Below are 18,582 nucleotides of genomic sequence, written 5' to 3' on the forward strand. Positions count from 1 at the left end.
AACCTCCACGGCTTGCACCACTGGTACCTGAAACCAGCGCGTCTACCAATTCCGCCACCTGGGCCCTAGAGCGTCGCCTTGGCGGCGCCCCGGTGTCAGTCGTGTAGTCGGCGGCGGAGCCGGCGTCAACGCCGAACTCCGCCGCTTCGTCGGAAGGGCTCAGAGGCCCGCCGGCCACTCGCGGATGTCGACGAAGTGGCCCGCGATCGCCGCGGCGGCCGCCATCGCCGGGGAGACGAGGTGCGTGCGGCCCTTGTGGCCCTGGCGGCCCTCGAAGTTGCGGTTCGAGGTCGAGGCGCAGCGCTCGTGGGGCTTGAGGCGGTCGGCGTTCATGCCGAGGCACATCGAGCAGCCCGGCTCGCGCCAGTCGAAGCCGGCGGCGATCAGGATCTTGGCCAGACCCTCCTCCTCCGCCTGCTGCTTCACCAGGCCCGAACCCGGCACCACCATGCCCGACACGTTCGGGTGGATCGTCTTGCCCTCGACCATGCGGGCGACGATCCGCAGATCCTCGATCCGGCCGTTGGTGCAGGAGCCGATGAACACCTTATCGAGGGCGATGTCGGTGATCTTCTGGCCCGGGGTCAGGCCCATGTAGGACAGGGCCTTCTCCTTCGACACGCGCAGGTTCTCGTCCTCGATCGAGGCCGGATCCGGCACCCGGCCCTGGACCGAGACGACGTCCTCGGGCGAAGTGCCCCAGGTCACGATCGGCGGGAGGTTTGCGGCATCGAGCCGGATCTCGCGGTCGAAATGCGCGCCCTCGTCGGACACGAGGTTGCGCCAGTAGGCGAGGGCGCGCTCGAACGCCTCGCCCTTCGGTGCCTTCGGCCGGTCCTTGATGTAGGCGAAGGTGGTCTCGTCCGGGGCGACCATGCCGGCGCGGGCGCCGCCCTCGATCGACATGTTGCAGATCGTCATCCGGCCCTCCATCGAGAGCCCGCGGATCGCCTCGCCGGCATATTCCAGCACGTGGCCGGTGCCGCCGGCGGTGCCGATCTCGCCGATGATCGCCAGGATGATGTCCTTGGCCCCGACGCCGGCGGGCAGGCGCCCGTCGACGACGGCGCGCATGTTCTTCGCCTTCTTCTGGATCAGCGTCTGGGTGGCGAGCACGTGCTCGACCTCCGAGGTGCCGATGCCGTGGGCGAGCGCCCCGAAGGCGCCGTGGGTCGAGGTGTGGGAATCGCCGCAGACGATCGTCTGGCCCGGCAGGGTGAAGCCCTGCTCCGGCCCGATGATGTGGACGATGCCCTGCCGCTTATCGAGGGCGTCGTAATACTCGATGCCGAACTCGCGGACGTTCTCGGCCAGCGTGTCGATCTGCGTGCGGCTCTCGGGATCCTCGATGCCGAAGCTGCGGTCCGAGGTCTGGACGTTGTGGTCGACCACCGCCAGCGTCTTCTCCGGGTGGCGCACCCGGCGCCCGGCGAGACGAAGCCCCTCGAAGGCCTGGGGCGAGGTGACCTCGTGGACGAGGTGACGGTCGATGTAGAGGAGGCAGGTGCCGTCCGGCTGACGATCGACGACGTGGTCGTCCCAGATCTTGTCGTAGAGGGTGCGGGGGGCAGTCATCGGAGTGTTTGCCTTGTCACGAAGACCTGACGGTAGGGCCGGGCGCGTGGCGTGCGCACGCGGCGGACCCGTCATGTAACCGCCTGGACCGCCGACGGGTAGACCCCGCGGCGCCGCAAGGGGATGCGGGGCTCGCAAGGGGATGCAGGCGTCGCAAGGGGCGCCGAGACCCGACCGCCATCGTCGGCCGCGCGGCCTCTCGGGGCCCCGGCGGCGTTGGAGCATGCTTGGCCGCTGGCAGGTTTCGTCCCGCCTACATCCTCATCCCGAGGTGTCGGTCGATCGACGATCGACTGACCTCGAAGGAGGCCTTCCGACGTCTGTGCGCTTTCTGGAGGCCTCCTTCGAGGCTCCCTTCGGTCGCACCTCAGGATGAGGTCGCGGGTGGGACGGAGCGTATCCTGCGGTGCATCCTTCGCATGTCGAACGGAGTCTTACTCCTTCACCGCCCCGGTCATGGCCGAGACGTAGTGCTCGACGAAGAACGAGTAGAGGATCACCAGCGGCAGCGAGCCGACGAGGGCGCCGGCCATCAGCGAGCCCCAGCGGTAGATGTCGCCGTCGACGAACTCGCTCACCACCGCCACCGGCACGGTCTTGTTCTGGGTCGAGGACAGGAAGGTCAGCGCGTAGATGAACTCGTTCCAGCAGAGCGTCAGCGAGAAGATGCCGGCCGAGATCAGCCCTGGCACCGCCAGCGGCAGGATGATCTTGACGAGGATCTGCCAGCGGCTCGCCCCGTCGATGAGCGCACACTCTTCCAGCTCGTAGGGGATGGTCTTGAAGTACCCCATCAGGAGCCAGGTCGAGAACGGGATCAGGATGGTCGGGTAGACCAGCACCAGGGCGAAGGGCGAATCGTAGAGCCCGTAGGCCTGGATGATGGTGGCGAGCGGGATGAACAGGATCGAGGGCGGCACCAGGTAGGCGAGGAAGATCGCCGCGCCGACCGCCACCGCGCCCTTGTAGCGGATCCGCACGATCGCGTAGGCCGCGAGCACGCTGGCGAACAGCGACAGCGCGGTGGCCGCCACCGAGATCATCATCGTGTTCCAGAGCCACAGCGGATAGTTGGTCTGGAACAGCAGTTTCGCGATGTGCTTGAGCGTCGGCGAGACCACCCAGAACGGGTTGTAGGTCTCCATGTCGATGAGCTGGTCGTCCGGTTTGATGGCGGTGAGCGCCATCCAGTAGAACGGGAAGAGCAGCACCACCAGGATGACGAAGAGCGGCAGGTAGACCGTGACGACGCGCTTGGGCAGCGTGTCGAGATAGGCCATGCCTTCGCTGTCGTCGGAGGTGTGGGCGGTCGTGGTCGCGGCCATGGGTACTTGATCCTTCTTGTCAGCCGGTCTGCCACTTGCGGTTCTGGAGGCCGAACCACGAGATCCCGATGGCGAAGATCAGGAACGGCACCATCGCGGTGGCGATGGCCGCGCCCTCGCCGAGATTCCCCGACAGGATGCCGCGCTGGTAGGACAGGGTCGCCATCAGGTGGGTGGCGTTGACCGGGCCGCCGCGGGTCATCGCCCAGATCAGCTGGAAGTCGGTGAAGGTGAACAGCACCGAGAAGGTCATCACCACGGCGATGATCGGGGTGAGGAGCGGCAGGGTGATGTGGCGGAAGTTCTGCCACGGGGTCGCGCCGTCGATCGTCGCCGCCTCGTAGAGCGAGGGCGAGACGGTCTGAAGGCCGGCCAGCAGCGTGATGGCGATGAACGGCACGCCGCGCCAGATGTTGGCGAAGGTCACGCAGATCCGCGCCATGGTCGGATCGCCCAGGAAGTCGATGTTGTGATCGAGCAGGCCGAGATGGCGCAGCGACCACGAGATGATCGAGAACTGGCTGTCGAAGATCCACCAGAAGGCCAGCGCCGACAGCACGGTCGGCACGACGAACGGGATCAGCACGATCGAGCGGATCAGCGCCTTGAACGGCAGCCGCTTGTTGAGCAGCAGCGCCAGGTAGAGGCCGATGCCGAACTTCGCCACCGAGGCGAAGCCCGTATAGACCAGCGTGTTGAACACCGAGAGCCAGAAGACGCTGTCGTCCCACAGCCACTCGTAGTTCTCGATCCCGACGAAGTTGCCGCCGCGTCCGATGCGGGTGTCGGTGAGCGAGAGCCAGATGCCCTTCGCCAGCGGATAGGCCAGGAACAGCAGCAGGATCGCGGCCGCCGGCAGCATGAACCAGAAGCCCAGCCAGCCGCGGCTCGTCCGCAGCCGGCTCCAGGCCGAACCGGTCGTGGACGCCGCCGCGGCGGGGCGGGCGAGGGCGATGTCGGCCACGGGGAGCCTCCTCCGGGTGTGTTTTTTGGTTAGGGGCCACCCCTCTCGGGGGACGCACTCTCGCCTCTCCTTTGTGGGAGAGGGGTTGGGGGTGAGGGTGGCACGCTTCCGTGTGAAGCTCAGACCGTCGTGCTGGCAGCGGGACGGTTCGGCCTTGTTGCGGCGCCGTCTCCACCCTCACCCCTAGCCCCTCTCCCACAAGGGAGAGGGGGACGTGCTCGATCGAGAGAAGGAGTCGTCAGGCCGACCGGAAGATCCGCTGGGCCTGCTTCTCCGCCGTGCGGATCGCGCCCTTCAGGTCCTCGCGGCCGGTGCAGTAGGAGGCGAACATGTCGACGACGACGAAGTCGGCGAGCACGGCGGCCACCTTCTCGCTCACCGGGGCGAGGCCGCCGGCGGCGAGCGTCCGGGTCGAGGCTTCGCCGAACACCTTGTTCTTCGGGTCGGCGGTCCAGATCGGGTTGTTGGAATACGCCCGCAGCGGATGGCAGAGGTAGCCCTGCGCCGATTCGAGCCAGGCGTTGTAGTTCTGGGCCTCGAGCGCGAAGGCCATGAAGGCTTTGCAGGCGTTCGGCGCCTTGGTGTAGGTGTAGGCCAGGATCGGGAAGGCGAGCTGGAACTCGGTCGGCTTGCCGGACTTGCCGACCGGGTAGGCGGCGTGGTCCATGTCCGCCGCGATGTCCTTCTTCTCGTTCTTGGCCGCGGCGTAGATCGAGATGCCGTTGTTGGTCAGGTACAGGTCGCCCGACAGGAACGCCTTGTTGTTGGACGAGTCGTTCCACGACACCGTGCCGGGCACGAAGGTCTCGTAGAGCGCCTTGACGTATTCGAGCGCCTTGGCGGTCTCCGGCGAGTTGATGATGATCTTCTCGTTGGCGTCGACCAGGTTGCCGCCATGCGACCACAGCGCCCAGTGGATCCACGAGTTGGCGTCGCCAGTGGCGTGGCCGAGCGCGAAACCCGCCGGGGTGTTGTTCTTCTTCATCGCCTTGCAGAGTTCCAGGAAGCCGTCGAGGTCTTCCGGGAATTTCTGGAAGCCGGCCTTGTTCATGGCCGAGATGCGGTAGTTCAGATAGCCGCCGTTGAACGCCATCGGGATGGCGATCCACTCGCCCTTCACCTTGCCGTAGGCCTCGGCGGTGGGCAGCCAGCCGCCGTACTTCTTGCCGAGATAGTCCGCGACGTCGCCGACCTTGAGGCACTTCGACGGGAAGAGGGCCGGGAAGGAGTAGAGGCCCCAGACCATGTCCGGGCCCTGGCCGGTATTTGCCGCGACCGAGGCCTTGGGCTGGATGTCGTCGAAGGATTCGCTCGTCACGCTCACCGGCACGCCGGTGGCCTTGGTGAAGGCGTCGACGAGGCGCATGAAGGCCTCGTCCTCGGACGGAATGAAGCGCTTCCAGCGCAGGAGCTTGAGCGAGGCGCCGGCCTCGGGCTTCCACTGGCTCTCCTGGGCCCAGGCGCGGGCGAAGCCCTCGAGGCCCGCGGCGGAGGCGAGGCCGAGCGCGGCACCCGCCTTGAGGATCTGGCGACGATCGAAGGCTGACATCGTGGCGTGTCTCCCGGGATTGTTCTGATCGTTGATCGGTCGCGGCCGGCGGCGGGATGGCGTCCCGCCGCCGGCCGGTAGACGTGTCCTCAGTTCAGCCGCCGTCCGTTCTCGGCGTCGAACAGGTGGACGAGGGCGGGATCGGCCGTGATGCTGATCCGCTCGCCCGGGCCGGCGCCGATCCGGTCGCGGAACACGCAGGCGATGTCGCGGGCGACCTCGTTGGCGATGGCCTGGGTGCCGCCGCCGGGCGGGCGCACCAGCACCATGGTCTCGGAGCCGGTCGGCTCCACCACCGCCACCTCGACCGGCACGCCGCCCTCGGCCAGGCGGACATGCTCCGGCCGCAGGCCGTAGACCGCCGGCATGCCGTCGGCGGGACGCGCGCCGCGGGTCGGCAGCGGCAGGGTCAGGCCGCTGTCGCTGCGGAACGAATCGCCCGCCACCTTGCCCTTCAGGAAGTTCATCGACGGCGAGCCGATGAAGCCGGCGACGAAGATGTTGTCGGGCCGGTCGTAGAGTTCGAGCGGCGCGCCGACCTGCTCGACCACGCCGTCATGCATCACCACGATCTTGTCGGCCATGGTCATCGCCTCGATCTGGTCGTGGGTGACGTAGACGGTGGTGGTGCGAAGCCGCTGGTGCAGCTCCTTGATCTCGGCCCGCATCGCCACGCGCAGCTTGGCGTCGAGGTTGGAGAGCGGCTCGTCGAACAGGAACACCTGCGGGTCGCGCACGATCGCCCGGCCCATCGCGACGCGCTGGCGCTGGCCGCCCGAGAGCTGGCGCGGATAGCGGTCGAGGAGTTTTTCCAGGCCCAGGATCGCCGCGGCGCGCCCGACCCGGCTCTCGATCTCCTCCTTGGCGGCCTTCCTCAACTTGAGCGAGAAGGCCATGTTGTCCTTCAAGGTCATGTGCGGGTAGAGCGCGTAATTCTGGAACACCATGGCGATGTCGCGCTCCTTGGGCGGCACCGCGTTGACGACGCGCGAGCCGATCCGGATCTCGCCCGCCGTGATGTTCTCCAGCCCCGCGATCATGCGCAGCAGGGTCGATTTCCCGCAGCCCGACGGGCCGACCAGGATCACGAACTCCCCGTCCTGAATGTCGATCGACACGCCGTGCAGGATCGGGGTGGCCCCGAACGACTTGCGCACGTTCCTGATTTCCAGCCCGGCCATCGGCTCCTCGTGGTCGTGTCTATGAGAATAGGGTCGCGCGCGGCGCGCGGACCGAAACGGCAGCGCTGCCACAGGCAGACGACGAACACACGACAGGCGGGCCCCGATCGGGGTGTCTGGCGCTCATTGGGGTGTTTCCTCGACCCGTCGAACGGGGCGACCTGTCTTGCCGCCTCTCGTGTTGGCGGCCATCATCGGGCGCGCGGGGCGCAAGATCAAGCGCCCTCGCCATGCGCCCATCGTCGGATGGCCAGAAAAGACCGGGAGACAGGCTTGAAGTCCACAGATGTTCTGATCATGCGGCCGATGTCGCCGCTCGTGACCGAGAGCCTGGAGAGGCATTTCACCCTCCACCGCGGCGACTTGGCGGAGGACAAGGAGCGTTTCCTCGACGAGGTCGGGCCGAAGATCCGCGGCATGGCGGTGAGCCATGTCCATGTGAACGACGCGCTGCTCGACCGGCTGCCGAAGCTCGAGATCGCCGCCAATTTCGGCGTCGGATACGATACGATCGACGCGGCGGCCTGCGGCCGGCGCGGCGTGATGGTGACGAATACGCCCGACGTGCTGACCGACGAGGTCGCCGATCTGGCGGTCGGCCTGCTCCTCGCCACCGTGCGGCAGATCCCGCAGGTCGACCGCTACCTGCGCCAGGGCAAGTGGCTGGAGAAACCCTATCCGCTGACCGGCACGCTGCGCGGGCGCAAGGTCGGCATCCTGGGGCTCGGCCGCATCGGCCGGGCGATCGCCCACCGCCTCGTCGCCTTCGGGCTGCCGATCGCCTATCACGGCCGCACCAAGCAGTCGGACGTGCCCTACGAGTACTTCCCCTCGCTCATCGAGATGGCGAAGGCCTGCGACGTGCTGATGGTGGTGGCGCCCGGCGGTCCCGAAACGAAGAACATCGTCGGCCGCGAGGTGCTGGAGGCGCTGGGGTCTGAGGGCGTGCTGGTCAACGTCGCCCGCGGCACGCTGGTGGACGAGGACGCGCTCGCCGCGGCTTTGGCCGACGGCACGATCCAGAGCGCCGGCCTCGACGTCTTCGCCGAGGAGCCGAAGGTGCCGGACGCCCTCATCCGGCAGGAACATGCGGTTCTTCTGCCACATGTCGGCTCGGCCTCGCACCATACGCGCAACGCGATGGGCCAGCTCGTCGTTGATAACCTGACCTCCTGGTTCCAGGGCAACGGTCCGGTGACGCCGGTGGCCGAGACACCCTGGAAGGCCTGACGAACCCGAGAGCCACGCCATGCGCCTGCGCCGCCTCCTCCCCGTCCTCGGTTTCCTCACCTGGGCGGGATGCGCGGCGGCGCAGGACGTGAGCCCGCCCCCGGACGCGGCGGGGCCGTGGGAACTGGCGCTGGACGGCAGCTTCCGCCGCTGCGGCCTGATGCTGGGAGCGGAGCCCGGGAGCGTGGGCCGGGCCCTGCGCTTCCCCGCCGGCTGCCGGCGGGCGCTGCCGCTGATCAACGGCATCGTCGGCTGGCGCCAGGACGGGGAGATGATCCAGCTCCTCGACCGGGAGGGCCAGCCGGTGCTGGCCTTCGCGGGCCCCGAGGGCGACGGCCCGCGCAGCGCCGAGACCCCGGGCGGCGAGCGCTACAGCCTGGCTCAGGCGGGCACGATCCCGCTCAACTCGCGGCCCGCGGCGCCGCTGGTGACGCAGGCCGCGCTGACGACCCCGCCGAGCCTGCCCGGAGCATCCCCCGAGACCTGGGCCGGCGCCCCCTCGACGCCGGGCGCGGTGGCCGGGCTCTACACCCTGGACCGCTTCGTCGAGAAGGACGTCTGCCGGGTGGTGCTCCGGGCCGATATCGCCCAGGTGCAGGAGGGCTGCCGCGACCCCGGCCTCGCCCTGTTCGATCCCACCGCCTGGCACTACGAGGCCGGCCGCCTCACCCTCGTGGCGCGACGCGGCCACAGCGTCGAGCTGATCCCGGTGGGGGAGGGGCGCTGGCGCCGCGACCCCGAGATCGGAACCACCTTCCTGTTGCGGCGCGTGGAGCCGTGAGGGCGCTTCAGAAGTTCCCCTGGTGCACGCCGACGCTCAGGGCCGTTCCTTTGAATGGGCGATCCTGTGCACCGTGCTGGCCGTGCCCGACGCTCCAAGAGCGAGGCCAATGGATGCCCTCGACGCCTGTTGCCGTAGCGGACGAGAACGAGGTCCAGGCTGCGTCGCCGTGATTCCGATAGAGGAGACCCCCAGGTCCCATATCCGGATAGAACGCGACGTGAATGTCGAACGCGACGTCGGCGGGCATGTCGGGGCCGAGCCAGTAGGATGGGCTCCGCCCGGGCTTTCTTCCGACGACGAGAGTCAGGGTCTGCGCTGCGCCGCGCAGTCCGAGCCAGATCGGAGCGATCGTCTCCGGCGAATGCGCCGTGAACAGCGTCTGCTCCGGAGCCCAGGCCCGCGCCGCCGTTCTGCCGGAGATGCGGAATTCGACGACGGCTCCGGCATCGACAGGTCCAGTCAGGAGCGCGTCCGATCGGCCTGCCTCGACGCGTCGCCAAGTGGTCGAGTCGTCGGCAAATACTGGCGGCCACCGCAGGCGTTCGCGTGCGATGCCATCCGTATCCAGCACCTGATAGCGTAACCCGTCTCGATCGAGAGCCGCCTGGATACAGTGGAGATACTCGACGCCGTCCGGCATCCTGTGCGCCGTGCCGGCTCCCGCGGTGCAGATCTGAAGCACACCGCGATGCACCTGCGCATCGTAGGCCAGGATGTGGCTGCAGATGTAGGCCAGGACGCGAGCGTCCACCAGGATCTGCCAGAACTCGTCCGTGTGTTCGGAGCCGATCTCACGTTGGTACCGGCCGGAGAACCCGTTGATGGGGTAGACCGGATGGTGCCCGAGCACGATCTTGTGCGTTGCGTCGGCGTGCCGGGCGAGGGTCGACCGAAGCCACTCGGTCTCCACGTGTCCCTCCCCGCCGAGGCCGGTCCAGAGGGTGTGGACGAAGACCATCAGCAGGTCGCCGCGGCGGACCCAGTAGGACAGGCCTTTCTGGCCGTCCGGCCCGTTGTCCGGAAGTTGTAGGACGTCGCGAAACACGTCCTCGCTCATGGTGTCATACGCCGTGTGATTGCCGGTCGTATGCCACACCGGGATCGTCTGGCGATCGAGCCAAGCCATCTCGACGTCGAACCAGTGCGCCCATTGCGCGCGCAACGCGGTTAGGTCGGGCGTCAGGCCGATGATCTCGTCGCCGGGGAAGAGGATGAAGTCGGGCTGTGGCGTGAGGCGCCGCACGATCGCGTTGACGCTCGCGAATGTCTGCTCATGCAGGGCGCCGGGCACGCCCGAGCAGGAGTCCCCATACATGACGAACTGATGCCCGGGCGAGCTTGGAACAAGCGCCGGAATTTTATCCTGCGGTATATCCATGGGGCGCACTCAATATCAATAATTTATTAACGCAAGATCTTCTTTGACGCAACGGCGTCTTTCGGTTGGTTCATCGAGAGTGTCGGACGCCGCGATGGTGCCGGGCTCATGCCCAGGGCTCCATCACCGTGCCGGCCGGTCGAGCCGTGGTCGTCCTCGCCGCCAACGTTCGCGGTCCCGCCATGCCGTGAGGGCCGGCCATCCCGGGACGGGGCCGGCCTACCGCGTCCCGAACCCGGCATCGGCGCCGATCGCCGTCAGCCGCTCCGGGTCGCGCTCCTTGCGCTCGCTGTAGCGGTCGACGAGGTAGTCCGACCGCTCGCGCACGAGCAGCGTGAACTTCATCAATTCCTCGCACACGTCCACCACCCGGTCGTAGAGCGGCCCGGGCTTCATCCGGCCGGCCTCGTCGAACTCCTTGAAGGCCATCGGCACCGAGGACTGGTTGGGGATCGTCACCATCCGCATCCAGCGCCCCAGCACCCGCAGGGCGTTGACGGCGTTGAAGCTCTGCGAGCCGCCCGAGACCTGCATCACCGCGAGCGTGCGCCCCTGGGTCGGGCGCACGCTGCCCTCGCTGAGCGGCAGCCAGTCGATCTGGCTCTTCATCACCCCGGTCAGGGTGCCGTGCCGCTCCGGCGAGACCCAGACCTGGCCCTCGGACCAGATCGACAGTTCGCGCAGCTCGCGCACCTTCGGGTGGTCGGCGGTCGTGTCGTCGGGGAGCGGCAGCCCGTCGGCATGGAATATCCGCATCTCGCCGCCCATCGCCTCGAGCAGGCGCGCGGCCTCGTAGGCGAGGAAGCGGCTGAACGAGCGGTCGCGCAGCGAACCGTACAGGATCAGGAAGCGCGGCGGATGGGCGAAGGGCTCGGCCACCGCGAGGCGCGCGGTACTCGGACTCTCGGCATGCGCCGCGCTCAGGTTCGGGAATCCGTCGCGGGCGGACGGGACGGGCGGGGGCTTGTCCATGCGGGCCTTCCCTTCTACATTTCAACGAATATCGATGTATTGGCGGAGCGATGGACGAACGACAAGCCCTCGCGGCCTTCGCGGCCCTCGGCCAGGCGCATCGCCTGCGGGTGGTGCGCGCCCTGGTCGCCGCCGGGCCGGACGGAATGGCGGCCGGCGCCCTCGCCGACGCGGTCGGCGTCGCCGGCAACACCCTGTCCTTCCACCTGAAGGAACTGTCCCATGCCGGGCTGGTCGCCTCCCGGCGCGAGGGACGGTCGGTGATCTACACGGCCGCCTATGCCGGCCTGTCCGACCTGATCCGCTTCCTGATGCGCGATTGCTGCCAGGGCCATCCGGAGGTCTGCGCCCCGGCGGTCGAAGCCCTCGCCCTCGCCGCCTGCTGCCCCGCCGGAGACCGCCCGTGACCGAGGCCTTCGACGTCGTGATCTACCACAACCCGGCCTGCGGCACCTCCCGCAACGCCCTGGCGATGATCCGCAATGCCGGGATCGAGCCGCACGTCGTGGAGTACCTGAAGACCCCGCCGACCCGGGAGATGATCCGGGCGCTGGCGCGGCGGGCCGGGCTCCCCATCCGGGCGCTGCTGCGCGAGAAGGGCACCCCCTTCGCCGAGCTCGGCCTCGGCGATCCGGCCCTGAGCGACGACCGGCTGCTCGATGCCGTGGCGACGCATCCGGTCCTGCTCAATCGCCCGCTGGTGGCGAGCCCGAAGGGCGTGCGCCTGTGCCGGCCGTCCGAGGCGGTGCTGGACCTCCTGCCGGCGCAGCAGGGCGCGTTCGCCAAGGAGGACGGCGAGGAGGTCGTCGACGCGCGCGGCCGCCGCGTCGCTGGCGCCTGACGTCGCGAGACGCCTCCCGATGCTCGCGCTCGCCATCTTCCTCGTCACCCTCGTCCTCGTCATCTGGCAGCCGAAAGGGCTCGGAATCGGCTGGAGCGCGCTCGCCGGCGCCGCCGTCGCGCTCGCCACCGGCGTGATCCAGCCCGGCGACATCCCGGTCGTCTGGCACATCGTCTGGGACGCCACCTTCACCTTCGTCGCGCTGATCGTCATCTCGCTCGTCCTCGACGAGGCCGGGTTCTTCCACTGGGCGGCCCTGCACGTCGCCCGCTGGGGCGGCGGGTCGGGCCGTCGGCTGTTTCCCCTGGTGATCCTGCTCGGCGCCGCCATCGCGGCCTTGTTCGCCAATGACGGCGCGGCGCTCCTGCTGACCCCGATCGTGCTGGCGATCCTCACCCGCCTCGACGTCAAGCCCGCGGCGGCTTTCGCCTTCGTCGTCGCCTGCGGCTTCGTGGCGGATTCGACCTCCCTGCCGCTGGTAATCTCGAACCTCGTCAACATCGTCTCGGCCAACGTCTTCTCCATCGGCTTTGCCCGCTACGCCGCCGTGATGGTGCCGGTGAACCTGGTGTCGCTCGCCGCCACGCTCCTCGTGCTGGGGTGGTGCTTCCGGCGCGCGGTGCCGGCCGCCTATCCGGTCGACGTGCTGGAGCCCCCGGCCGGCGCGATCCGCGATCCGGCGGTGTTCCGCGCCGCCTTTCCGCTCCTCGGCCTGCTGCTCGCCGCCTATTGCGTCACCGCCCCGTTCGGCGTGCCGGTCTCGGCCGTCACCGGTACGGGGGCGGTGCTGCTGCTCGCCCTCGCCATCCGCGGCCGGGTCGTCCCGGTCCGCAGGGTACTGGCCGGGGCGCCCTGGCAGATCGTGCTGTTCAGCCTCGGCATGTACCTGGTGGTCTACGGCCTGCGGAATGCCGGCCTCACCGACGGGCTGGCGCGAGGCCTCGTGTGGCTCGCCGGCTACGGGCCCTGGATCGCCACCCTGGGCACGGGCTTTTCCGCGGCGATCCTGTCCTCGGTGATGAACAACATGCCGGGCGTGCTCGTCGGCGCGCTGGCGATCCAGCAGGCCCCGGACCTGCCGCCGCTCACCCGCGAGCTGATGATCTACGCCAACGTCATCGGCTGCGACCTCGGCCCCAAGCTCACCCCGATCGGCAGCCTCGCGACCCTGCTGTGGCTGCACGTGCTCGCCGCCAAGGGCCAGCGGATCACCTGGGGCCAGTACATGCGGATCGGCCTCGTCGTCACGCCGCCGGTGCTGCTGGCGGCGCTCGTCGCGCTGGCGGCCTGGCTGCCGGTGCTCGGGCCCGGATAGGCCGACGGCTATCCGAGCACCGGGAGGCCGCCTTCAGTCCCGATCGGTCGACCTTGCCGGCCGGCCGGGATCGTCGGCGGGGGCCGGCTCGGCCCGGGCGGCTTCGGCCGCCAGGGCGTCGACGACCGCCTCGGGATGGCGATGGATCGTCCAGATCAGGGTCATCGCCGTGGCGTTCGGCTTCGACTTGCCCTGCTCCCAGTTCTTGACCGTGGCTTCTTCCAACCCGAACCGCAGCGCGAACTGGGCCTGCGAGAGGTGCAGGGCTTCCCGCACTGCCCGCACGGAGATCGGGTTCGGTCCATGCCGGCGGACCTCGATGCCGATGGCGCCGAGTTCCGCCTGCAGACGGCCCAGGTTCTCGACCTTCGGAACTTCGACATAGGCCTCACCCACGTCAAACAGTTCGGTCATGACCGCGTGCGCGGCCTTCGGCGGAAGGTGCCTACGGATCAGGAGGCGGGCCGCCGCCACCGTGTCGAGGAGGGCGTCCGGCCGTCGCTTGAGGCTGAGGCGCTCGGCGGAGCCGTCGGGGACGGGGTTCGCGTCGCGGATGAGCACCCGTGGTCCGAACTCCGCCAACAAGCTGGATCTCGTCGACATCCAGTTCCTCCATGACGCCCTGTGCGACGTCTCGAAGCGCTGCCGCGCCCCATCGTTTCGATGCGTCGCCGCCGATATGCATCCCGTCCAACCGGAGCGAGCGTCCCTCGAGCGTGACTTGCGCCATCACGTCGAGCGTTCCCCACGGCGTCCGCAGTTCGACGGTGAAGATCGGATCGTCGCTGGCGGCGTCATCGACCACGATGCTGACCTTGCAGACCGCCACGTCCCTGATCCTATACGCAGCTTGCTGATAGGTTGCGGCGAATCCGCCTCACGTCAAGGGTTGGATCCGCCCTCCCGGGTTCTTGCCTGGGCTCGGCCGCCGTCGGACAATCGGGCGACCAGCCACAGCGACGGACCATCCCATGCAGGCCTACCGCGCCCTCGAAGCCACCTTCGCCCGCATCGGCGCCCTCGAGGATGCGTCCGGCATCCTCGGCTGGGACGCGCAGACGCTGATGCCGGACGGGGCGGCGGAGGGGCGGGGCGACCAGATCGCGGTTTTGCGTGGCCTCGCCCACGACCTCCTGACCGATCCCGCCACCACCGACCGTCTCGCCGCGGCCGAGGAGGAGGGCGGGCTCGACGACTGGAGCCGGGCGAACCTTGCCGAGATGCGCCGGGCCCACACCCACGCCGCGGCGGTGCCGCGCGACCTCGTGGAGGCCGGTTCCCGCGCCGTGTCGCGGGCCGAGATGACCTGGCGCGAGGCGCGCCGCGCCTCCGATTTCGCCCTGCTGCGGCCCGACCTCGCCGAGGTGCTGGCGCTCCAGCGCGAGATCGGCCGGGCGAAGGGAGAGGCCCTCGGCCTCTCCCCCTACGACGCCCTCCTCGACAGCTACGATCCGGGCCTGCGGCAGGCCGCGATCGACCCGGTCTTCGCGGTGCTGGAGGCCGAGCTGCCCGGCCTGATCGCCGAGGCGCAGGACCGCCAGGCGGCGGCCGGCCCCGCGCCGGTCCCGGAGGGGCCGTTCCCGGTCGAGGCCCAGCGCCAGGTCGGGCTCGCCCTGATGCGGGCGGCGGGGTTCGACTTCCGGCGCGGCCGGCTCGACGTCAGCCTGCACCCGTTCTGCGGCGGCGCCACCGACGACGTGCGCATCACCACCCGGTACGACGAGGCCGATTTCGCCCGCGCCCTGATGGGCGTGCTGCACGAGACCGGGCACGCCCTCTACGAGCAGGGCCGCCCCGCTTCCTGGCGCCGCCAGCCCGTGGGCGCGGCCCGCGGCATGAGCCTGCACGAGAGCCAGTCGCTCACCCTGGAGATGCAGGCCGGGCGCAGCCGCGAGTTCGTCGCCTACCTGGCGCCGCTGGTGCGCGAGGCCTTCGGCGGCACCGGCCCGGCCTGGGAGGCCGACGCCCTCCACCGCAACTACACCCGGGTCGTACCGGGCTTCATCCGGGTCGATGCCGACGAGTGCACCTACCCGGCCCATATCCTGCTGCGCTATCGCCTGGAGCGGGCGCTGATCCGCGGCGAGATGGAGATCGGCGACCTGCCGGGTGCCTTCGACGAGGGACTGCACCGTCTCCTCGGGCTGACCGTGCCGGACGACGCCCATGGCTGCCTGCAGGACATCCACTGGCCGGGCGGCGCCTGGGGCTACTTCCCGACCTACACGCTGGGCGCGATGATGGCGGCCCAGCTCTTCGACGCCGCCTGCACGGCCGAGCCGGACCTGCGCCCCGGCCTCGCCCGGGGCGACTTCGCCCCCCTCGTCGGCTGGCTGCGCACCCACGTCCACGCGAAGGGCAGCGCGGCCGGCACGCAGGAGATCCTCGCCGCCGCGACCGGGCGACCGCTCGATGCGGGGGTGTTCCTCGGCCATCTGCGCCGGCGCTACCTCGATGCCTGACCCGGTCCGCCCGGTCTCGGATCGACTTGCCTTCGTCGTGCTTGACCAGTCGAGCGAAGTCGTGACAGGAAGCAGGAATAAATCTGTCGAATTGACGATCCGCTGTCATCGGATCGTCATAAAATTAAAAGATTTATATTAGACGGATAAATTTAATACTGTGTAAGGCTCTGGCGACGTATGGGCCCGCCATCCGCTTCTGCGTTGGTGCATCCCATGCGTTTCACCCTGGGCAAGAAGCTCGGCCTCCTGGTCGGGCTGCCGATCCTCGTCGCCGCCGGCATCGCCGCCTTCGCGGTCTCGCTGTCCCACAACGAGCAGCGGCGCGCTGGCGCCGTGGAGGCGGCCTGGGAGGCGGCGCTCCACACCCGCAACCTCGCGCAGGCCATTGAGCACGTCGTGGTGACGGTGCAGACCCTGGTGGCGGCCGAGGACGTCGCCGAGGCCCGGCAGAAGTTCGGCGCCCTGCGCACCGCCCTGGAGGCGCTCGAGGCCGAGCGCCCGGCCTTCTTCGCCTCCCTCCAGCCCTATCTCGACGAGGACGAGGCCCGAAAACTCTCGCTCACCCTCCAGGAGTTCCTGGCCTACCAGCGCGACACGGCGGAGCTCGGCCAGACGCTGTCGCCGAAGGCCGCGCAGATCCAGGCCGCCGACGAGGCGACGATCAAGAGCCGCGAGCGGATGGTGGCGCGGATCCTGAAGCTCGGCGACGCGGTGCTCGAACGCCTCCAGGAGGAGCGCGAGGCGGTGGCCCAGGCGCGCCGGCGCGAGGCGGTGTCCCTCGTCGCGGTGCCGATCCTGGCCCTCCTCCTCACGGTCGCCGGTGCCGTCTGGGTCAGCCTGACCCAGCTGCAGCGCCCGCTCCACGCCCTGCGCCGCACGATGCAGGCCCTGACCGACGGCGACCTCGCGGTGGCGGTGCCGTTCACCCGGCGGCGCGACGAGATCGGCGAGATGGCTTCCTCGATCGCGGTGTTCCAGGCGGCCCTGCGCGAACAGGGGGCGACGCAGGCGGCCGAGCGGGCCCGCGCCGAGGTCGAGCGGCAGCGGGCCGAGCGGCTGGAGGAGGCCTGCCGGGCCTTCGAGGCCCGGGCGGGGCAGGCGGCCGAGGCCCTCGACGCCTCGACCCGCGAGATGGAACTGACCGCCGACGTGCTGTCGCAGGCCGCCCACGAGGTCGAGCAGCAATCGGGCGCGGTCACCGGCGCCTCCGGCGTCGCCGCCCGGGCGGTGGCCGAGGTCGACGGCGCCTTCCGGCACTTCTCGGAATCGGCCGTCGGCGTCGGTGACCGGGTCGGCCGGACGAGCGAGATGGCGAGCGCGACGCTCGCCCGCAGCCGGGCCACTGCCGCGACGGTGGAGCGGCTGGTCGCCGCCTCGGCCGAGATCGGCGAGGCCGCCGACCTGATCCGCACCATCGCCGACCAGACCAACCTGCTCGCGCTCAACGCCACGATCGAGGCGGCCCGGGCCGGGGTGGCGGGGCGCGGCTTCGCGGTGGTGGCCTCCGAGGTCAAGGCGCTCGCCGGCCAGACCGCGGCGGCCACCGACCGGATCGGCGCCCAGATCGCCGCGATCCAGGGCGCGACCCGGCACACCGCGGAGGAGATCGGCGCGATCACCGACGCGGTGGCGGAGACGAGCCGGCTCGCCGAGGAGATCCGCGGGGCGATGCAGGACCAGGCGGTGACGAGCGCCGGCATCGGCCGCAACATCGACCGTGCCGGGACCGAGGCCCGCAGCGTCGCCGACAGCATCGAGCAGGTCCGTGCCGCCTCGCTCGCCAGCGCCGCCCAGTCGGACCAGGTGAGGGCGGTGGCGGGTGTGCTCGCGCAGAACTCGGCCCTGCTCGCCGAATCGGTGACGGCGTTCCTCGGCGAGGTGCGGGCGGCGTGAGCCGTCGGTCTCCGGAAAAGCCGAATCGGGGCGAGGATCGCGCCTGCCGTAACCGACGACCGCCGCCTGCCCGGCCCCGAGACCTTGGCGGGCAGTGATCCGGAAAAGGCCGCCGACGTGAGCGGCGGCCCTCAGGCCGCCTTCCTGAACCCCGCCGCGTCCGCGCCGAGCATCTGGATGGGCTGGCCCGGGCGGGCGATCAGCGTACCGCCCTTCGGCACCTCCGACCAGCCGGTGCGCAGCCCGTCGATCGGCTCGGAGACGACCGCGAGGCCGGTCGCGGTCTGCCGCCAGTACAGGCTCGGCGGGCGGCCGTCGCAGGCCCAGCGATAGGCGGTCAGGCTCTCGCCGTCGGTGAGCACGGCGGTGAAGCGCAGGGGCTCGTCCACCCCGGCCTCGTGCATCAGGCCGCGGGCCGCCGACAGGCTCGCCGCCATCGCGCCGACCGGGTCGCGGTCGAGGCCGTGCGCGAGAGCCAGCAGGAAGAGCGCCTCCGAATCGGTCGAGCCCTGGCGCGCCTCGTAGAGCGCGTCCGGGATCAGCGCCTCGAGCCGCCGGCGGATGCGCGCGTAGCCGCCGATCTGGCCGTTATGCATGAACAGGTGGCGGCCGTGGGCGAAGGGGTGGCAGTTCGCCCGGGTGGTCGCGGTGCCGGTCGAGGCGCGGACATGCGCGAAGAAGGTGCGGGCGCGGATCTGCCGGGAGAGGCTGCGCAGGTTCTCGTCGGACCAGGCCGGCCGCACGTCGCGGTACAGGCCGGGCTCGGGCCGCTCGCCGTACCAGCCGATGCCGAAGCCGTCGCCGTTGGTCTCGGTCTGGGCCTCCGTCGCGTGCAGCGACTGGTGCACCAGGGAGTGGGTCGGCGCGCAGACGAGTTCGTCGAGATAGACCGGGTCGCCGTGGTAGGCGAGGAAGCGGCACATCGGCTCTTCACCTCCCGCGGCGTGTGCCGGTCCCGCCCGGGACCGTGCCTCGTCCGCCGCCTTCATGGAACGGTAACATTCGGCGTCCGACGGTGAACAGTCCGTTAATGCGCCGCAGCATGCCCAAGGTTCCCGCACCTGCTCACGCGGCAGGCAATGGCGTTACGTCAGGAGCCGGCATGCGCGG

At 69.8% G+C, this 18,582-nt stretch carries 16 protein-coding genes; 7 read left to right on the forward strand and 9 right to left on the reverse strand.

Features of this window, described 5'->3' with window-relative positions; translation table 11 throughout:
* Positions 1–159 precede the first annotated feature (159 nt).
* The 5 genes from leuC to ugpC form a co-directional block, all read right to left on the reverse strand.
* Complete coding sequence (leuC, locus tag BMX97_RS22735) at positions 160–1,575, reverse strand: 3-isopropylmalate dehydratase large subunit (protein ID WP_091753529.1); 1,416 nt, start codon at positions 1,573–1,575, stop codon at positions 160–162.
* Positions 1,576–2,009: 434 nt separating this feature from the next.
* Positions 2,010–2,900, reverse strand: a complete 891-nt coding sequence (locus BMX97_RS22740) for a carbohydrate ABC transporter permease (protein WP_091753530.1) — start codon at positions 2,898–2,900, stop codon at positions 2,010–2,012.
* A gap of 19 nt (positions 2,901–2,919) precedes the next feature.
* On the reverse strand, positions 2,920–3,864 hold the full coding sequence (locus BMX97_RS22745) for a carbohydrate ABC transporter permease (RefSeq protein WP_060847299.1): 945 nt from the start codon (positions 3,862–3,864) through the stop codon (positions 2,920–2,922).
* 238 nt (positions 3,865–4,102) lie between these two features.
* Positions 4,103–5,413: an ABC transporter substrate-binding protein gene (locus BMX97_RS22750; protein ID WP_091753531.1), complete on the reverse strand. Its 1,311-nt coding sequence runs from the start codon at positions 5,411–5,413 to the stop codon at positions 4,103–4,105.
* 89 nt (positions 5,414–5,502) lie between these two features.
* Positions 5,503–6,594 carry an ABC transporter ATP-binding protein gene (gene ugpC / locus BMX97_RS22755; protein WP_091753532.1) on the reverse strand — a complete coding sequence of 364 codons (1,092 nt, stop codon included), beginning with the start codon at positions 6,592–6,594 and terminating at the stop codon, positions 5,503–5,505.
* 273 nt (positions 6,595–6,867) lie between these two features.
* Here ugpC and BMX97_RS22760 point away from each other — a divergent pair, with 273 nt between their 5' ends.
* Positions 6,868–7,824: a 2-hydroxyacid dehydrogenase gene (locus tag BMX97_RS22760; protein ID WP_244538599.1), complete on the forward strand. Its 957-nt coding sequence runs from the start codon at positions 6,868–6,870 to the stop codon at positions 7,822–7,824.
* Positions 7,825–7,843: 19 nt separating this feature from the next.
* Positions 7,844–8,605, forward strand: a complete 762-nt coding sequence (locus BMX97_RS22765) for an AprI/Inh family metalloprotease inhibitor (RefSeq protein WP_091753534.1) — start codon at positions 7,844–7,846, stop codon at positions 8,603–8,605.
* Positions 8,606–8,612: 7 nt separating this feature from the next.
* Here BMX97_RS22765 and BMX97_RS22770 read toward each other — a convergent pair whose 3' ends face one another.
* Entirely contained in the window at positions 8,613–9,986 is a 1,374-nt protein-coding gene (locus BMX97_RS22770; RefSeq protein ID WP_244538600.1) for a metallophosphoesterase family protein, read from the reverse strand.
* 219 nt (positions 9,987–10,205) lie between these two features.
* A complete protein-coding gene (gene arsH, locus BMX97_RS22775; protein WP_091753535.1) occupies positions 10,206–10,958 on the reverse strand; it encodes an arsenical resistance protein ArsH in 753 nt (250 codons plus the stop codon).
* A gap of 50 nt (positions 10,959–11,008) precedes the next feature.
* On the opposite strand from arsH, the gene BMX97_RS22780 reads away from it, so the two are divergent.
* Genes BMX97_RS22780 through BMX97_RS22790 form a run of 3 tightly spaced genes read left to right on the forward strand, consistent with a single transcriptional unit; the run spans position 11,009 to position 13,114 of the window.
* Positions 11,009–11,365, forward strand: coding sequence for an ArsR/SmtB family transcription factor (locus BMX97_RS22780; protein ID WP_091753536.1), 357 nt, complete (start codon positions 11,009–11,011; stop codon positions 11,363–11,365).
* On the forward strand, positions 11,362–11,799 hold the full coding sequence (gene arsC, locus BMX97_RS22785) for an arsenate reductase (glutaredoxin) (RefSeq protein WP_091753537.1): 438 nt from the start codon (positions 11,362–11,364) through the stop codon (positions 11,797–11,799). The genes BMX97_RS22780 and arsC overlap by 4 nt, the downstream gene beginning before the upstream one ends.
* Before the next feature lie 19 nt (positions 11,800–11,818).
* On the forward strand, positions 11,819–13,114 hold the full coding sequence (locus BMX97_RS22790) for an arsenic transporter (protein ID WP_091753538.1): 1,296 nt from the start codon (positions 11,819–11,821) through the stop codon (positions 13,112–13,114).
* Positions 13,115–13,147: 33 nt separating this feature from the next.
* Here the strand turns inward: BMX97_RS22790 and BMX97_RS22795 are convergent, their stop codons facing one another.
* Positions 13,148–13,675: a helix-turn-helix domain-containing protein gene (locus BMX97_RS22795; protein ID WP_177202315.1), complete on the reverse strand. Its 528-nt coding sequence runs from the start codon at positions 13,673–13,675 to the stop codon at positions 13,148–13,150.
* A 410-nt stretch (positions 13,676–14,085) separates the two neighbouring features.
* Here BMX97_RS22795 and BMX97_RS22800 point away from each other — a divergent pair, with 410 nt between their 5' ends.
* Entirely contained in the window at positions 14,086–15,576 is a 1,491-nt protein-coding gene (locus BMX97_RS22800; RefSeq protein WP_091753540.1) for a carboxypeptidase M32, read from the forward strand.
* A 216-nt stretch (positions 15,577–15,792) separates the two neighbouring features.
* The gene (locus BMX97_RS22805) at positions 15,793–17,472 is read left to right on the forward strand and encodes a methyl-accepting chemotaxis protein (RefSeq protein WP_177202316.1); all 1,680 of its coding nucleotides are present in this window, start codon (positions 15,793–15,795) and stop codon (positions 17,470–17,472) included.
* Between the two features lie 131 nt (positions 17,473–17,603).
* Here BMX97_RS22805 and BMX97_RS22810 read toward each other — a convergent pair whose 3' ends face one another.
* The gene (locus BMX97_RS22810; protein WP_060845623.1) at positions 17,604–18,395 is read right to left on the reverse strand and encodes a class II glutamine amidotransferase; all 792 of its coding nucleotides are present in this window, start codon (positions 18,393–18,395) and stop codon (positions 17,604–17,606) included.
* Between the last annotated feature and the right edge of the window lie 187 nt (positions 18,396–18,582).

Origin of the sequence: Methylobacterium sp. ap11 (genome assembly GCF_900110515.1) — a bacterium.
Lineage (GTDB): Bacteria > Pseudomonadota > Alphaproteobacteria > Rhizobiales > Beijerinckiaceae > Methylobacterium > Methylobacterium ajmalii.

Coding starts and splice junctions, on each gene's coding strand:
- BMX97_RS22800 (WP_091753540.1), top strand. CDS start 14,086: ATGCAGGCCTACCGCGCCCTCGAAGCCACCTTCGCCCGCATCGGCGCC.
- BMX97_RS22740 (WP_091753530.1), bottom strand. CDS start 2,900: ATGGCCGCGACCACGACCGCCCACACCTCCGACGACAGCGAAGGCATG.
- BMX97_RS22770 (WP_244538600.1), bottom strand. CDS start 9,986: ATGGATATACCGCAGGATAAAATTCCGGCGCTTGTTCCAAGCTCGCCC.
- BMX97_RS22765 (WP_091753534.1), top strand. CDS start 7,844: ATGCGCCTGCGCCGCCTCCTCCCCGTCCTCGGTTTCCTCACCTGGGCG.
- leuC (WP_091753529.1), bottom strand. CDS start 1,575: ATGACTGCCCCCCGCACCCTCTACGACAAGATCTGGGACGACCACGTC.
- BMX97_RS22810 (WP_060845623.1), bottom strand. CDS start 18,395: ATGTGCCGCTTCCTCGCCTACCACGGCGACCCGGTCTATCTCGACGAA.
- ugpC (WP_091753532.1), bottom strand. CDS start 6,594: ATGGCCGGGCTGGAAATCAGGAACGTGCGCAAGTCGTTCGGGGCCACC.
- BMX97_RS22750 (WP_091753531.1), bottom strand. CDS start 5,413: ATGTCAGCCTTCGATCGTCGCCAGATCCTCAAGGCGGGTGCCGCGCTC.
- BMX97_RS22780 (WP_091753536.1), top strand. CDS start 11,009: ATGGACGAACGACAAGCCCTCGCGGCCTTCGCGGCCCTCGGCCAGGCG.
- BMX97_RS22805 (WP_177202316.1), top strand. CDS start 15,793: ATGCGTTTCACCCTGGGCAAGAAGCTCGGCCTCCTGGTCGGGCTGCCG.
- BMX97_RS22790 (WP_091753538.1), top strand. CDS start 11,819: ATGCTCGCGCTCGCCATCTTCCTCGTCACCCTCGTCCTCGTCATCTGG.
- arsH (WP_091753535.1), bottom strand. CDS start 10,958: ATGGACAAGCCCCCGCCCGTCCCGTCCGCCCGCGACGGATTCCCGAAC.